Here is a 659-nt window from a genome sequence, read left to right on the forward strand (position 1 = left end):
ACGCCCGTACAAAGGCGATGTGATTGAAGGGAAACGGCGGATGTACCTGCATCTTTATTTTAGCGGTGAAAAAGCACTGGAGCACGAGAACCGTTTCAATGCGCTTCTTGATCGGCTCGAAGCAGAACTAGTTTCCGGGAACCGCAAAGCAGAACACGAAAAGCAGTACGCTAAATACTTCGAAATCACTTCAACACCAAAACGCGGGACAAAGGTAACCCCAAAACAAAAAGCCATTACCCAAGCGGAAAAAGACTACGGATTCTTTGCCCTCATCAGCAATGAAATCAAGGATCCCATCGCCGCTTTAGATTTGTACCGTAACAAAGACATCGTTGAGAAAGCCTTTGGAAATCTTAAAGAACGGTTGAATTTACGGCGCACAGCCGTTTCATCAGAAAGTTCGCTTGAAGGAAAATTATTCGTGCAGTTTATTGCATTGATCTATTTATCGTACATCAAAAAGCAGATGTCCGAAAAAGGGCTGTATAAAAATTATACGATGCAGGAATTACTGGACGAATTGGATGTCATTGAGGCATTTGAAAATCCAGGCAGTGCAGTACGAGTGGGTGAGATTACGAAGAAGCAGTCGCAATTATATAACACCTTAGGTGTTGTGCCCCCGACCACGTTATAATTTTTTGGGAATCTAGGTT

Annotated in this window: 1 protein-coding gene; it reads left to right on the forward strand. The window is 43.2% G+C overall.

The genetic code is table 11. From position 1 onward, the window contains the following. Window positions 1-640, forward strand: a 640-nt coding sequence (locus tag ACYQ2O_RS12595; RefSeq protein ID WP_459796752.1) for an IS1634 family transposase, incomplete at its 5' end; no start/stop codon positions are given. Window positions 641-659 lie beyond the last annotated feature (19 nt).

It is taken from the genome of Alkalibacterium sp. m-11, assembly GCF_054658155.1.